General features: G+C 41.8%; 11 protein-coding genes. All 11 read right to left on the bottom strand.

Annotated features, from left to right (window positions below; translation table 11 throughout):
* Positions 1–13: 13 nt before the first annotated feature.
* On the bottom strand, positions 14–3688 hold the full coding sequence (addA, locus tag O3621_RS01535; RefSeq protein ID WP_371513398.1) for a helicase-exonuclease AddAB subunit AddA: 3675 nt from the start codon (positions 3686–3688) through the stop codon (positions 14–16).
* The gene (rexB, locus tag O3621_RS01530; RefSeq protein WP_371513396.1) at positions 3685–6966 is read right to left on the bottom strand and encodes an ATP-dependent nuclease subunit B; all 3282 of its coding nucleotides are present in this window, start codon (positions 6964–6966) and stop codon (positions 3685–3687) included. The genes addA and rexB overlap by 4 nt, the downstream gene beginning before the upstream one ends.
* 201 nt (positions 6967–7167) lie before the next feature.
* Positions 7168–7479, bottom strand: coding sequence for a hypothetical protein (locus O3621_RS01525; protein ID WP_314450333.1), 312 nt, complete (start codon positions 7477–7479; stop codon positions 7168–7170).
* Positions 7480–7525: 46 nt separating this feature from the next.
* A complete protein-coding gene (locus O3621_RS01520; RefSeq protein WP_371513394.1) occupies positions 7526–8371 on the bottom strand; it encodes a DUF4300 family protein in 846 nt (281 codons plus the stop codon).
* A 33-nt stretch (positions 8372–8404) separates the two neighbouring features.
* Entirely contained in the window at positions 8405–8947 is a 543-nt protein-coding gene (locus O3621_RS01515) for a ClbS/DfsB family four-helix bundle protein (RefSeq protein WP_371513393.1), read from the bottom strand.
* Positions 8948–9110: 163 nt separating this feature from the next.
* On the bottom strand, positions 9111–10859 hold the full coding sequence (locus O3621_RS01510) for a glycoside hydrolase family 13 protein (RefSeq protein ID WP_371513391.1): 1749 nt from the start codon (positions 10857–10859) through the stop codon (positions 9111–9113).
* A 237-nt stretch (positions 10860–11096) separates the two neighbouring features.
* Positions 11097–11975, bottom strand: coding sequence for an aminoglycoside phosphotransferase family protein (locus O3621_RS01505; RefSeq protein ID WP_371513389.1), 879 nt, complete (start codon positions 11973–11975; stop codon positions 11097–11099).
* Between the two features lie 120 nt (positions 11976–12095).
* Positions 12096–12524: an aminoglycoside 6'-N-acetyltransferase gene (gene aac(6'), locus O3621_RS01500; RefSeq protein WP_002912789.1), complete on the bottom strand. Its 429-nt coding sequence runs from the start codon at positions 12522–12524 to the stop codon at positions 12096–12098.
* 390 nt (positions 12525–12914) lie between these two features.
* Positions 12915–14633 carry a kinase gene (locus O3621_RS01495; RefSeq protein WP_371513388.1) on the bottom strand — a complete coding sequence of 573 codons (1719 nt, stop codon included), beginning with the start codon at positions 14631–14633 and terminating at the stop codon, positions 12915–12917.
* Positions 14634–14715: 82 nt separating this feature from the next.
* Positions 14716–14883, bottom strand: a complete 168-nt coding sequence (locus tag O3621_RS01490; RefSeq protein WP_002918774.1) for a hypothetical protein — start codon at positions 14881–14883, stop codon at positions 14716–14718.
* A 287-nt stretch (positions 14884–15170) separates the two neighbouring features.
* On the bottom strand, positions 15171–16712 hold the full coding sequence (locus O3621_RS01485; protein ID WP_371513386.1) for an ATP-binding cassette domain-containing protein: 1542 nt from the start codon (positions 16710–16712) through the stop codon (positions 15171–15173).
* Positions 16713–16742 lie beyond the last annotated feature (30 nt).

Genomic DNA, 16742 nt, shown 5'->3' with positions numbered 1-16742 from the left:
CACGACAAAATAATCAATTCACCTTAACCACCTGCAGCTGCTCACCGCCTAGCAAAATCAAATATTTTTCAATCTGCGAAATGCCATAAGAACGGCTGAGAGCTTGAGCATATAAGTCTAGCTGGCCACAGTAGCGAGCAATCAACTCAGACGAATCCTTGTATTTATCCGTCTTGTAGTCAAAGAGAATTATCCGGTCTTCAAATAGCAGGTAACCATCTAAAATCCCCCGCAAAACAAAGTTCTGACCGCTAGCGTCATCCCTCTTTAGCATGGCAAATGGTGCTTCTTGACGAACTCTGTCACTGTTCTCAATCAAGAGACGTCCCAAATCTGTCTCGAAGAAAGATGCAATCTTAGGCAGCTGAATCTGCTTTTTGACCGCTTCATCGGCCTGAACCTGAGCCAAGGCAGAACGAAGTACAGCCATGCTGGGACTGCTATCCAAAGGAATTCGCTGCATGAGCTCATGAACGGCACTGCCGACTTGCGCTCCAGTCACTTTGGCTTTCTTGCCAAAATCAGGCAACTCAAAGCTAGGCTGAGGCCGAAAAGCTGCACGCTCATCCATGATATCCAGACCATCCGTATCCATAATTGGCTCATAAAACTTCTTAATCTGGCTCGGCGTCCTTACACTAGGAAGCTCAATGGCAGAGCGGTACTGGCTATTCAGTTGGTCCACGCTTTCTAAAATATCCAGAGCCCGACGGATGTCGTAAGACTGACGATTATCTGCCAAATCATCCGCTGGAAAGAGCACAGGCTCATTAATCTGCCCTATTTCTTCAGCAGTTAGCTCCTCATCAGTGACAAAACGGGTCTCGTAGGCAAGATTCTCATCAGAAAAAACAGCCTGAATGGCATAGAGCCAGTCTTGGAAATTACTGAGCTGGCTGCGCAGACTGGCAGACAAACGCCCTTGTTGGCTCTTGCCCCACTGACGCTTATCCAAAACCTCTTGACTGCCCTTGCCGACCAGATAGAGCTTGGTTTCAGCCCGCGTCATGGCCACATAAAGCAAACGCATCTGCTCAGACAGACTAGCCAACTGCAGTTCTGCAAAATTCTGCTGATAAGGCAGCGTATCCATGGAAATGCGCAGCTGATTCGGTGCATAGGGTTCTTCCACAGACACCGATACATCCGCCACATACTTGATGCCAACTCCCTTGGTCCGGCTAAGGATAATGGCAGAGCTGCTATCCTGACGGTTGAAGGCCTTGTCCATATTGAGCAGGAAAACATACTTGAACTCCAGCCCCTTACTCTTATGAATGGTCATGAGACGAACGGCGTCCTTAGGCGCCGCCACTGGCACACTGGCTAGATCATGCTGATTTTCCAAGATACGGTCTATCATCCCGATAAAGCGAGAGAGGCCTTTAAAGCTAGACTTTTCATACTCATTAGCCCGCAAAGAGAGGGCATAGAGGTTGGCCTGTCTCTGGGCACCATTGGCTAGAGTTCCCACCATGTCATAGTAGAAACGATCCTGGTAAATCTTCCAAATCAAGTCATACAGCGAATGCGTCTTGGAATAAGTCCGCCAGCTTTGTAGGGTCTCATGGAAATGCTGCAATTTTTTCTGAAGTTCCTGGGTGACTAAAGCAGGATGCAAACCTCTTCCTTCAAGGGCATTAACCAGCTTTTCATAAAGATTTTCCTGAGAATGCTCTTGACTGGCCTGCAGGGACAACCGAGCCAGCTCGTCCTCACCAAAGTCAAACATGGGAGACTTGAGAAGGGCGGTCAAGGCATAGTCATTCAGCGGATTATTGATGGTCCGCAGAGTATCTAGCATGACCAAAACCTCAACCGACTGCAGATAGTTTGCGGCGCCATCATCTGGTACCAGCGGAATTTGGTGCTGCTCAAAGGTAGCTAAAATCAAATCATTGCGGGTTCTGGAAGCCGTCAGCAGCGTAATATCTTTAAAAGCCACTCCTTCTTCATTGTGCAGGCGGATAATTTCCTTGATGACTAGGTCCACTTCCCCAGCTGATACTGCCTGTGGCAAGCCCTCATCACCCTCCTCTTCCGGACTCTCCTTGGAGCCTTCATAGATTAAGAAAGATGCACGGTTAGCTGGATTAGGCTCACGTTTAGCTGGATTTCCAGCCACCAGATAGTGGGTTTCATTGTAGTCAATTTCTCCGACTTCTTCATCCATCAGGCGTTTAAAAACATCGTTGGTCGCTTCCAGCACCTCAAGATGACTGCGGAAATTTTCCTTAAGGACGATTAGCTTGCCCTGGCTACTATCCTCTTGATAGGCCTTAAATTTATCGCTAAAAATCTGTGGGTCAGCTTGACGGAAACGGTAGATAGACTGCTTGATATCACCCACCATAAAGCGATTTTGGCCTCTTGACAGCAAGTCCAGCATGCGCTCCTGCGTGTGGTTGGTATCCTGATACTCATCTACCATGACCTCGTGGTAGCGTTCCTGATAAAAGCGCCGCACCTCTGGGAATGTCTCTAAAATCTCAATAGCAAAATGGCTGATGTCACCAAATTCAAAGGCATTTTCAGCTTTCTTTCGCTCCAAGTAAGCCTGTGCAAAGTCCGCCACAAAATCTCGCAGAAGCTCAACCAGAGGTAGGCATTCATTCTGATGTTGCTCAATAAAGTCCAGTTGGTAAAGCTGCTGGTCAAAGCTGCGCAGCCTCTCAATCATAGGCTTCCTGGCCTCATTGTAGTCCTTGGCCATTTCTTTTTTGAGCTCGTCTGCATTCTTGCCAACCCGAGCTGTAAAAGCCTGGCCATTGGACAGTTGGGAAAGTGCCACAATCTGTTTGAGAACCTGAGCTATTTCTTCTATCGAGGACAGTTCATTCAAGCTTGCTAAGAGGGTCAGAGCATCTTGGACATTTTCCTGATATTTAGCACCCGCAAATTCTCTTCCTTCATGCTCCAAATGGGCAGAAAAGAAAGCTTCCAGCTCCCAAAGGGCTGATTTGATTTGGTCAAATATCCTCTCTCTCTCTGCTGCAAAGTCGCTGTGCTCATAACCATAGAGGAAGGTCTCCTCCAGCCAGCGCTGAGGACTGCTGGTTGACTGCAGAAAACTGTAAATCCGATAAACCTGCTCCCGAAAGCCTGATAAATCCTTACGCTTACCAGTAAAGTTCTTTACCAAACGACTAAACAAAGCCTGACGCTCACTGTCATAGTAACGGTCAAACACTTGACTGAAAACTTCATTTTGCAGAATCAGCTGCTCACTGGCAGACTGGAGAATCCGAAAATTTGGTGCCAAACCAAGCAGGTAACCATAGCGACTAAGCACTTTCTGGGTAAAGGCGTCCATGGTGCCAATGTCAGCATTGGGCAAGTCAGCTAATTGCTGGGCCAAATGTTGCTTGAGTTCAGGACTCTCGGCCTCCTTCAAGGCCTGCCCCAGTTCCTTCTCCAGCCTCTCTTTTAGCTCGCCTGCCGCCTTAACAGTGAAGGTCGAGATAAAGAGCTGGCTGACAGCGACACCTCTAAGAATCTGGTCAATAATTCGCTGGACCATGACAAAAGTCTTACCCGATCCGGCCGAAGCGGAGACCAGAATATTCTGGCCAGAGGAGTAGATGGCCTCAATCTGCTCTGCCGTCTTTTTCTGTGGCTTGTCCGAAGCAGCTTCTTGAGCTTGCTTAAGAGCAATTTCTTCTGCAGTTAAAAAAGGAATTCTCTTCATTTTTCCATCTCCTCCCTCATCTTTTCTAGCCAGGCCAAGCGTAGCTTCTCACCAGTCGGCCGCCTATCAAACTTGCTTGTATCCAGCTTTTCCAGCTGGCGTGCCTGTCCTAGGTGGAGATTGGCTTCAAAGCCAGTAATGGACTTAAACTGCTCTACATAAGGAGCAATACTGCGCCCATTCTCCGTATAAGGATTGACCGCAAAATGGCCTGATAGAATGCCTTCTGCAGCTTTTTTATAAAGGTAAGTATTGTAGGCCAGCAGCAAGTCCAAGTCTTCCTGACTCAGCAAGTTTGTCTTATTTTTCTCATAGAGCGGACCAAGTTCCTTGACAGCATCAGCCACAAAAAGTCCCTTGTACCGGAGTGGTTTCATAGACTGACTGACTGCATCCGCCAAGGTCTTGGTATCTTTAAGCGCCACAATCGGATCGGTCATCTGCAAATACATGGCACCAAATGTTCCCTTATCTTCTTGATAGTCTGCTAAGTCCTCAATCGCTGCCAGATAGGTCGGCAGCTGAGAATTCAGTCCGTTAAAGAACTTTTCAAAGCTGAACTTAATATCGCCAGACTTATAGTCAACCACTCCCAGACTCTCGGTCTTGGTCAGACGGTCAATCCGGTCCACCTTTCCGCTCACGGTTACTGCTCTGCAATTTTCCAAGGTCAGGAAAGGCTTAGAAGCAGATCCAAAGCCAGTCTCCTCACCAATGGTCTCAATCCCAGTTGGATGAGCCAGCACACGGCCAGTCGCCCGCGCCGTATCTAGTAAGAGCTGGCGGGCAAAACGGGTCTGGCCTGACTCACTGTAGATACTCTCAAACTCGGTCTCTCGGCTGGTCTCTTCCATAGCCCGCGCTAAACGCCGGTCAAAATCAGCCGACGAATCATCCTGCAGGACCTTTTCAAAGATCCGATGGAGGAAAATCCCATGACTGCGAGCATCTGGATGAATAGTCCACTCTTCCTGCAGGCGCAGAACATACTTGAGAAAATAACCATACTGATGCCGGAAATATTCGTTTAGAGCTGACGCTGAAAGTCGGATAGGCTGTTCCTGAGGGTAGAGGGCTTGCAAAGTTTCCGGCTGCAGAGTCTCCGTTTTTAGTTCCTTGCTGATTTGCGGAATGCTGATGCCCTCTGCTGCTAACTTCTTGCGGAGAACCCGCACAGCCACCGCCCAAAAAGTCTGCTCCTCTCCTGTCCACTCTCGGTCAATCTCCTCTTGGTGGAGCTCGATGATTTGAGAAAGTAGAGCTCGGTAGCTGCCAATATCATCACTTGTAGCCTGAGGCTTTTTGACAATGATGGGCAAGGAAAGGGGAGCTGCAGTCAATTCCAGCAGATAGGTCGACATGCTGTCCTCTACCTCATTGACCAAGGCTGGCGCAGACAAGACCAGCTCTTTGGTGGCAGAATTAATCAGCGACAGAGCCGTATAGCGATTCTTCTTGAGATTTTCTGAGCTGGCAATCTGTAGTTCCGCCTGAGAATCCGTTGCGTCATTGAGCCGAGCGCGATCTTCATCACTGAGCAAACTCTTGTTTTGCGCGATTTTAGGAAAACGCTCCTGTGTCAGTCCAATTGCGTAGACATAAGGAGCTGCTAATGGCTCTATCAGGTCATAAGACTGGACCTTGACCACATCTACTGTCGCCGGCACCGTCCGATAGTTGGACAAAAGCATGCCTGATAAGACCAAAGCCAGAAAATCGTCTAGTTTGACCTTACTATCTGTAAAGACCTGAGCAAATTGCTCTAGAACATGGCTGAAAGACTTCCAGACTTCCTCATGACGTTCCTGCTCCTGCTGACTTTCTTCTTGCAGCAGGGCTGTTAAATTATCCGACAAACGGGCTGCTTGGACAAACTCCGTAAACTTAGCTAGGAGACCAGACGCCGTCTGGCTACGGGATTTGAAAAAGTCTTGCAGTGGAGTCATAACCCGACGACGAATATGATTGAGACGCTCTAGGTCAAATTTCCCTTGGCTATTGGCCGTGAAATCCTTGGCTAGCTTGCCTGCTCCCTTAATGTCCGCAAAGCGCAGATATTGCTCAAAATGATCCAGCTCTTCCTGATTCAAATCTCCATAGAGACCTGTCTTTAAGAGATTTAGCAGGTCTTCCAGTTGGAAGTTATAGCGCTTGAGCCGCTCCAAGGACTCGACAAACTGGACCAGCGGATGCTGTGCCATCGACTCGCTCCGCCCCAGATAGTAGGGAATCTGATAGTGGTCAAAAATGGTCTTGAGCTGAAGCTGGTAGGCTCCCACATCTCCCAAAAGCAGACGAATATCCTTATAGCGCACACCATCATGAACCCGCTGCCGGATGGACTTAGCTACATACTCCAGCTCTTCTTTTTGGTTCATAGTAGCCCAAATCTGAAGGCGCGAGCGGTCTGTCTCACTAACTGCAACAGCTGGCTCTGAAAAGTCATAGCGACTCTCCAAGACCTTGGAAATCCGTCCAAAGGCATCTTCTGCTTCTGCATGAGGGATATAGTCAGGTTTGACCTGATAATCCTCGGCTAGTTTTCTTAGAAAGTCCACGCTGGCTTGATAGAGATTGCCCTCACGAAAGGCTGCTCGATAGGCTTTTTGACTGGCGTAAGTCCCAATAACAATCTCCACACCTTTTCGATGCAGGAGACTGACCAGATATTCCTCTTCGGCAGAAAAACGAGTAAAGCCATCAATGACCAGAGCTAGATTCTCCAATTCCTCATCTGTGTCGCCAGCCAGAATATGCTGGGCAAAAGCAGCAATCTGAGAAGACGAATCAAAATCGCCCTTATTCAGAGCAGCAGTCACCGCTGTAAAAATCTTGATCAGATCCTCCCGCTTCTCAGGCTCCTCAAGAAATTCCAAATCCGCAAAGGACATCTGGGCGGTCTGCAATTCATGGTAAAGATCCATCAGCTGCTGGATAAACTGGGGATCCTTCTTAATCCTGCCATAGACCTTAAGCTCTCCATCATCTAACTCTGTCAAGGTCCGATAAATCAGCATTCCCAGACCAATATCGTCCAAACTCTGCCCTTGCCGAACATCATTGAGGACAAAATACCGAGCCATCTGGGCAAAGCGCGTCACCGTAATGGCAAAGGAAGCCTTGTTCTCTAGGCACTCCAAAACCGCCCGCTCCTTCTCAAAAGAAAGCGAATTTGGCGCAATATAAAAGACTCGTTTACCTGCCGCCACCAAGCTCTCAGCCTCCGCCACCAAAACCTTGGTCAAAGAATGGCGAATATCTGTATAAAGTAATTTCATAGCCTGCCTTTTCCTCTAGAAAATATAGGAACATTATACCATTTTTACCGATAATTCTCATGGAGAATAGTCCCCAAACCCAATTAGAAGCCTGCATCCAAAGATAGCTTTAGTGACCATCCTCATCTTGTCCATAAAAAACGAAAAAGCCACTGCTTTCAGTGACTTCCTAAAGCCTCTTACTTCTTTCAAAATAAGAGCTCATTTAATCTTATGCTTATTCATCTTTTCTTCAAAAATACTTGTCATAATCACGCGCAATTCTTCTCTTTCCTTGTCAGGAAGTTCGCCTTGCTGCTTAGCGACAGCATAAAGTTCAGGATATTGCTTAGCAACTCGCTCAATGGTCTTGGTCGTCGCATGACCTCTCACGAAAAAAGGAATCCTATTAATCCATTCCTTAGGCACAAGTGCCAGAATCTTTTTGGCAGCTTCCTTATCAGAAATTTCTGCAGTGCTGAGCCCTTGACTAATCTGCTCTTGCTCTTTTTCTGTAAAATCTTTTAATTCCATACCCTAAATCTCCCAGTTCTATTTTCTTAATGCTAACTGAAGCAGACTACTTACCCTCTACCCATTTATCATTGTCCATGATAAAGGGCTTGGCCAGTCCTTCCCCTGTGTAGTCCTTATATTTTGTCTGCAAGTATTTGTAGACATCTTCCTTGGTCGCAAACTTGATTGCCTGATAAGGCTCTTCAAAGGTCAGCTTTTCGATAAATAAATATCCCTCTTTATCTGGAACCAAGACGCCGACATGGCCTACAAAGAGAGAATCACCGTCAAGATTGTCGTGGACTATGACGGAGAGCATCCGAGCCTTTTCGCTAAATTTGAACTGTTTGAAGTATTCCTCCATCTTCTTAGCATGGACTTTTACATCTTGAGTCGCTTCAGTCTTGACTCTTGAAAACAGGATATTAAAATCTTCCTTCTCCTTGGCATCAAAGAGCTTGCCCTTGTCAATCGAATCATTATCTATGAACAAGAGTTCGTCATCTTTTTCTATTTGAGGAATTTCGATGCTATTTTTCAGCAAAGTATAGGTATTAATCCGGCAATTTGTCCCGATAAAATCGCCCTTTTTTGCCTGCCACAGAGGATTGATTTTTTCTACATCATATTCGGTTTTGGTAAATTTAGTGAAATCGCCCCTTAATCCAATAGAGCCAACAAGTCCATTGTAGTCATTGACTAGATTGACAAAGTTATCGACACTGTCTTTATCCAAGTCGGCAGCCAACAAATTCTTAACTTCTTCGACACTCTTTTTACTGTTTAGATTTGAATAAGTCGATGTAGTTTGACTTGTTTCTTTATTTTTCTGCGAACTAGCGCATGCCGCCAGTCCAAAAGTCAAAGCCAGGCAGGCGCAGGACATGATTATTTTGCTGTATTTCTTCATTCTTATTTCTCTCCAATTCTTGTCTTCTATAGATTATTTTGCCTTGCAATTTTTTTGATGTGCCTTCAATTTTTTCATGGCCCAGTCATAATGGCTAGAAGTTGCACTTACAAAATAGGAACCTAGTACAGTCCCTCCGACCCATTTATATACATCTTTTGAAAATAATTCTTCATTTGTAAATGTGTCTGCCAACTTCAAAACATCTTGATGTGACTGATGAAAGATCTCAGTTGCCTCTTTAAGAGAAATATTCTGATGTTTCTTCCAAAATTCCAGATTCAGCTCTCCATAGGTCCTCCAGTTGTAGGGCGCAGGAAGAAAGGGCTGCTCTTGCCCCTTTTGATTGGAATACACCCAATCCAACAAGAGCCGATGCCATTCATAGAGGTGAATCAAAACATCTCTTAGATTTTTATCTCGTCTCCAATGAGCTTCTTTCTTCTTTTCATCCCGAGAGAAATCAAAGGGCGTATTTAGCTCTTGATCAGACATCTTAGAAATGAGAGTTTGTAACTTCTCAAAGTTTTCCTTAGCAGCTAGCATCAAATCTTCTTTAGTTTTCGGTCTAGGCATAAGATTGCACTCCTTTGCATAGTTTCTCAGCTTATAAACAATCACCTTACAATAATAATCATCAAGAAGGGATGCCCTAAAGTAGGATAATTTCCATCCCGCGAAAACGAAATTTGATAATATTATATCAGAAAGAAGAAAAGAAAGATAATTACTGCTACGATTAGAGGCTAGAATAAACTACAAATCCCTTTGGTAAGATGACAACTTGCTGGTCATCAGTTTGGCATTGACTCACCAAATCAGCTGAATCTCTGTCTAAAAGATAATTTTCTTTGGACTGATTAAAAATGGCTCGGATTACTTGATGATCATGTTCCCACTCTAAAGCCAGCACATCAGGAGTGATTTCTTCTAAGCTAAATTTCGCATGCTGAATAATTTCCGCAACATCCTTACGAAGCTGAATCAAGTTCTTCATAAAATTGAGCATATCATTACTACTAGAAACCCGGTCCCAAGGCATGACCCTTCTACAATCCGGGTCCATAGCTCCGCCCAAATCTAGCTCGGTCCCATAATAGATACAAGGCGTTCCTCTTTGTAAAAAGAGAAAGGCGAGTGCGGATTTGACAAGCTGGGTATTTCCTTGAGCTGTCGTCAGGATGCGCTCCGTATCATGCGAATCCAAGAGATTAAACATAACCTCAGAAATCTGTTGCTTGTAGTACATGGACTGGCAATTAATCTCAGCTATAAATTGACTGGTCTTCTTGCTCCTGCTCAAAAAGTAGTCCTTGATACTATCCGATAGAGGATAGTTCATGACAGCGTGAAACTCATCGCCATTAAGCCAAGGTTGAGACGTATGCCAAACCTCTCCAAGAATATAAAGGTCAGGCTTTTTGGCCAAAACAGCCTTACGGAAATCTCGCCAAAATTGATGATCAACTTCATTGGCCACATCCAGCCGCCAAGCATCAATATCAAAATGTTCAATCCAATAGGTCGCAACGCTTAAGAGATAGTCTTTCACCTCAGGATTTGCCGTATTTAACTTAGGCATATAGCTGGCAAAGGCAAAGGTATGATAAGGCAGTTCTTTGGGATTCACGAATTTATCATTCGTCACTGGGAACTCTTGAATGTGGAACCAGTCTTTATAAACAGACTTTTCACCATGTTTGAGAACATCCAGCCATTGAGCGGATTGAACGCCCATATGATTGAAAACCGCATCCAGCATGACCTTCATGCCACGCAGATGAGCTTGCTCCACCAGTTGACGGAAAGTCTCCTTGTCCCCAAAATATTGATCAATTTCAAAGTAATCTGTCGTATTGTACTTGTGATTACTTGGAGATTCAAAGATGGGACAAAGATAGAGCCCTGTAATCCCTAGGTCTTGTAAGTAATCCAGATGATCAATAATACCCTGCAAATCTCCACCAAAAAAATCCGTGCTTTTAGGTCTGATAGACGAATCCCAATCTAGAGCTCCTTCTGGTGAAATTCCAGCATTTCCATTGGCAAATCGTTCTGGGAAAATCTGATACCAGACCGTTTTTGAAACCCATTCAGGAACCTGGCAGCCGTCAATTTCGTGAATATAAGGAAGTTTAAAACCATTGCCCTCGTGATGAAGGTTTTCTGGACTATTGTCAACGAAACCTTTATCTCCATACAAGACGCTTTGACCTTCTTTATCCTTAAGCTCAAAGAGATACTGGAGCCTGGCAAAGCGCACAGAGACAGCCACTTGCCAATAATCAAATAAGGCATCAGAGGTCACTTTGACCATCTCTTTCACATCTTCATAAGAATCCTCAAGAAAAATAAAGGGATCGCCATAGTGCAAAACGATTTTCTCTACATCATCTTTCTTAGTCCTAATTCTGATATGCACTTTACCTTCTTTATAAAGGTAGGCATACTCCGACTCCGGTCTGTGATAAATAGCTGTTAATTCCATACTTTTCAACTCCTAGATTTCTCTGTTTAAACTCATCGCAACTTTATGCAAACGATTCCATAGCTAGCCCTAGTATACTATTTTAAAAAAATGATTGCAAGCCATTGTTCTCGTTTGGGAATAGGAGATATATCAGGAAATATTAAAAAGCCTTGAGGACAAGGCTTAATAGTAGTTTCAATTTTGAGATTTCATTGTATTCTATTCTTTTTCCAAATTGATATTCAAACGCTTAAATTATTCAGTATTATTCTTGTTCATATACCAACTTGGGACTAGTCGGTTCATATCATCATACCATTCTAAAATTTCCTTAGCTTGATTTTGTATTACTGATATTTCCTCTTCTCCATAAGGAACAGCCCATGGAAGAGCTCCAACTAGGTTACTTAGAATGTAAACGGCAAGAAGTTTCCAAAATAAATCTGGAACCTTGTCATCAAAATATCCATCTATCATACCTGATGCAAAAGAGGGAGATACTTGAGCTGACCACACAATACGATTGAACTCCTCCCAAGGATCTCCAAAGTCAAAACGATCAAAGTCAATCACATAAATCTCACAATCTTCTCCAATCATGAAATTCCCAATATGATAATCACCATGTTGCAAAACCCGGGGTCTATTTTTTAGCAGTTCACGGTTTTCGTTCAAAAAATCAATAAAGACCTGCCCACTTTCATATTGGACGGGACATTCTTTGTATTTGGAGATTTTATCATCAATTTTTCGATTAAAAAAGATTTCCCAGTCTTCACAAACTTCTGTAGCAGGAATTGTATGAATCTTTCTAAGTATTCTTCCTGCCTCTACTCCGTAAGTGTATTGTTGGTTTTCTGAATAAGTTAAAATGGTATCTATTGCATCTCTTCCATCTATCCACTCGTGTATACAATGCACTTCGTCACCGCAGAATTCAAATTTAATCGGTTTACACATACGAACTCCAAGAAATGCAACCTTCTCCATTATATCAAATTCAATTTTCTTAGAATCTAACTTTCCTTTATCAGAAACACGCAATAAATATTTTTGCTGGTTCTGGTCTGTAACACAATATTTTTTATCATCTGACCAGCCTTTACTTATGGCTATCTTACTAATAAACTCCATCAATAACTCCTCGATTAACTTTACAAGATTACTATATTCTTAACTAATGAAAAGTAATTCGTAGTCCGTACATTCTTTCACACTTCCTAAAGATACATAAATTTTGACCACGTTCTGAAATTATAATTTCTTCTTAAAATGAATAATTCTATTTGCCTCCTGAAATCCAATATTGAGATGAAATCTTATAGAATCCGTATTCGTTAAAGTACAGTCACTTGCAAATTCCTTACATCCTTTATTTTTCGCCCATTCCTCACATTTTGTACAGAGATTTTTAGCAATATCCTTTAAACGATATTCCTCGTCGACAATAATCCCTTCTAAGAATCCAACAGGACTATATTTACAACCTTCAACATAATCAAATCTGAGTGAACATAGTGCTAAACCTACAATTGTGTCACCTTCAACTTCAGTAAAGATTGCAGTATTTTTGCCATTCGTATATCTTTTTACTTCATCAATAGCTTCTTTATCGGTCAATTGGGGCCATAATTGTTTCATTAGTTTAGCCGTTTTTATAGAATCTTTTGTTATTCCATCCATATTGATGTTCCTCCGCAAATTACAAGCAAATGTTTCGAATCATGCTGTTACTTTGTTACTCATTGATTGATACCAATACCATCTCCTTCTACTTTTCGACTGTCTCAGATCGGAAGAGCAGAGCCACACACTCAGCGGTTCGGACTTACCGTATCATTTCATCAGTTTCTCTCCCCATTCTACGAGTCCTATCCCATGGGCGGAGCATCTACTTCTACTTCGCTGATACCTCAGCTCGTACAAGCAGTGATACCGCCTCAACATGTCTTGACTGTTATTCCCAATACTATGAAACGAAATGATATCCCTCTGAAGATTTGAATTAAACTATTAAACGTAAGTGTTAATTTCGAAGTCTGTTTAAAAATCTTTATGAGGCTCAAGCTGCCTTCAGAATAACAGTTCTTCCAATTCAAAATTTCGCATTTTTTTATGAACTACATAGATTTTTCTTGGCAAGTTATCTCTTGTAAGATAAAGTTTCTGATTTTCTCTAATCCCTTCATCAAGCTTCTCAAGTGCACCCTCAAAAGATTCCACTTTATAAAATAACAGTCTTTCATAGTGTTCTATACCATCATCATTAAATTCAGCGGTGTTATTGAGGAAGTCATATATTACTTTCTGTTTTTTGCCATCATCATATTCAAAAATAAAATTCTCACTGTAATGTTTGAATCCACGAATTTTCCTGCAAAGATTGTCAAATTCATCATGTTCCAGGATTGCTAACTCATATTTTTTCTCTTCAGGAATTATGCAAGATCCTAAAAGAGTGAAATATAGATAAATAGCATTCTGTCGCGTTTTATCAACCAAATTCCAATCATTAAGATTATGCGTGTGGAAGAAACCATTACGGCATTCAATTCTAAAGCAACTAATCATATCAGCAATCAATTTTGCTTTTTGTGGGTTTGAAAAAATATTCTTATTATTTCGTAAGAAGTGTTCAAATGCCCCAATTGAACTATCCATATATTCTTTCTGAAGACTAGTAAAGTCTATATAAGGATATTGCGTAAATTCATAACCTTTACCATTTCTTTTTACTAAAAGCTTCTTAAAACCTTTACCAGTTGACTCATAAGCTGTGATATTCTTATTATATACCTTTTTTAGTAAATTATTTTTAATGGCTATCTTACAATTGTTATCGATGTTCAGCATTACAATCTGATACAATAACTGTTCAATGGATTTCAAATATCCACTGATAACCGACGTATAATCAAAGTTCTTTTTTTCTTTTAGGGAATAATAAAGCCATTCTGATGTAATAAAACTCTCGGCATATTCATTAGCACCAACCATTGTCCTATACAGTTCACCTGCTACATAAGCTTTTTCCATATCTTCAAAATTATCATTAATAGTGTTATCATGTGAAATATATAAATAGTTTCGAACTAATTCATTGTTCACGTCAATAATCTGGTATCTGTAGTTTTTATAATCCCACTCAGCAAGAATCTTTTCCTCAAATAGCTTTAGGGAAGCAAGATTCATAGTAGAAAGAAAACTTATAGACTGATAACCTGTAATCTCTCTCGTAGCCTTTAAATAATCATCTATTGAAGCAATGAATGCTCTGTATTCTTCTTCTCCAAATTGGTTTTTATAAAAGTCATGAATGGATACTGCTCTTAATTTTAGTCCATCCTCCTCGTACTGTTTGTTCTCATGTGATATCCAGTCAACCGATCTATCAGAAACTTTCCAAGTTCTAAGTATTACAGCCCCATCAAGATTAAGTTCCTCGACAATTTTGTTAACATCTCCATAGTCGTAAAAATCGTTAAATCTAAACCCAATTTTTTTATTATTATAGTAGAGTATGAAGTTAAAAGGAGAATTTCCAGAATCCTCAATAGCTACCTCATATTCTATCATTACCCGACAAATTATATTAATCAATAACTGCTCGGTGGTATTTTCTTGTCTGTCAACACAAAAACGATAAAAATAGTAATCATCATCCGCATATTGAAAAAGTTCTTCATTACAGTTTGAATGTGAGCTCATCCACGCTTCTCTGAAACGTTTAAGTGATTTTATGAATCTTTCAGTTTCTTCTTTATAAATATCTCTACAATTAATTCTTTTCATTTTATTTCTCACCATTAAATATTTATATCAAACTAAAAAGGCATATAATCATAAGATTATGTGCCCTTTTTAAGTATAGGAGTCAACAATTACTGTTAATAGAAACTGCGTACTCCTTACTAGCTTCAATCGCATGAATCGAAACTCTCTCAACTGCAGACTCATCAATTTTCATAGCGAAAATTATGCCAACTGCAGTTGCACCAAGGGCAACAACGAACTTCCAGTCAATCAAGACAGTCAAGTTCATAGCTCTCACCTCCTTTCTGGTTTTAAGACCAAGAATATATAGGTGGCTATTAGTTACCCTTGAAAACGTCCTAATTGGACAGTTTTAGTATACTGCTAAGATTATAATCTGTCAACAAATTTTTAAAGTATATTATCCCATAAATTGTTCACTAAACAGAAAAAAAGTTGAAAATTAAATCAGATTTTCAGTAATAAACGCCTATAACCTATAAATAGAAAACATCTTATTTTCCAATCCACAAAAAGAGTGGCCTCTGCCACTCCTTTCTGAAATCTATGTCCCACCTATCTCACCAGTTTTATCACCTTATCATAACGCTTCAAATCCTCTTCGCTATAGTGATGAATCACTTCCATAAGTGCTTGTGGGAGAGAGAAGAGAAGTTGTTTGATTTTCTCTTGGTTTTTTAGATCCAGATTGGCCTTGACCTCATCAGCCAGGATAAATTGGCGATTGTGATAGAGCGCGCGGGCAATTTCTAACCGCTGCTTCTCACCGCCTGACAGGGTTTGGTTGCTGGGTGTTTTGCCTTGGAGAGCTTTCAGACCGGTTTGCTGCAGAATCTCTTCTATCCTTACAGAATCAAGTTCTTGTCCCAAAGCGATATTTTCCTCTAGGCTCAAACCATCAAAGACATGACTGGACTGGAGAATGTAGGCTCCTGCCTGATAGAGTTCATCCGAACTTAGCTCTTGTCCATGGTAGCGAATCCGACCTTGACTAGGCTTGATTTCACCATAAATGAGGTTAAGTAAGGTTGTTTTCCCAGACCCACTTTCTCCGATAATGGCAATCTTTTCCCCTTCCTCAATGGTAAGGTCGCAAGGAGCTAGGATTTCTTGACCATCACGCTCTACGCTGACTTGCTCTAGCTGGATAGGAAAGACGGAACCTTCAAAAACAGAAGGCATTGTCAACTGCTCTCCCAGCAAGTTTTGATATTTATCACAGAGAGACTTGGCTGATTTTCTAGTATTGATAAAGTAGGACAGTTCCTGAAATTGGTAGCCGATATTATGCGATACTAGGTAAATCCCAACAAAGCTGGCTGCAGACAGGTAATTATAATAGGTCATGAAACCACCAATGACAATAGGCGCAACCGAGCAAAAGGCATCAATCCCATTGATAAAGAGACTGTTTAATGTACGTTGCTTTTCATAGGCGATTTCTTGCTCTAAAGCCTTGTGCAAATCTTTGGAAAACAGTTTGTAAAACAAGCTTTGTCCCCGATAATGCCGTATGGAACGAGCACCCGCAATCATATTGGTCACTTGGGAGACATAGCCTTGGTTAGCTAGGGATTTCTGCTTAGTAATCGTATCCAAGCGTTTAGAGCCAATTCCACTGCAAAGGACAGGTATCGAATAAAAAATGATAAAGAGCAAGCCGAGATAAAAATTAGTCCAGAGAGCATAACAGATAGAGACAGTTGTAAATCCCAAAGAAGAAATGATAATGACAGTAGGCTCAATATAATTATCTTCTAGCTGTTTCACATCATTTTCCAGGTCGGACAAAACCTCTTCATCTGCTATCCGACGGCTATATAAGAAAGTCTGAAAGATGGCCTGCTTAATACCCGACTTGAAGTCCGTCAGCACTCGTGCATAGTAATAGCGTTTCCCAGCCAAACCCAGCAAGAGAATCAAATTCCCCACAATCCCCCAAATCAAGACCTGCCACAGCAAATGTAACTGGTGATTGGTAAAACTAGAGACAATATACTGAATCAAAGCTGGTGTAATGACAGCCTCCAGCCAAGTAATCATAATCGCCACAAAATAGAAGAATAAGTACTTTTTAGTCACATAGGATCTAAGCATAGCGTATAAACCTCCTGAAATTATCTACCA

Source organism: Streptococcus sp. 20925_1_22, assembly GCF_041431685.1.
Classification (GTDB): Bacteria; Bacillota; Bacilli; order Lactobacillales; family Streptococcaceae; genus Streptococcus.
Note: the sequence above shows the minus strand (reverse complement) of the source record. Positions and strands in the feature narration are given on the sequence as shown.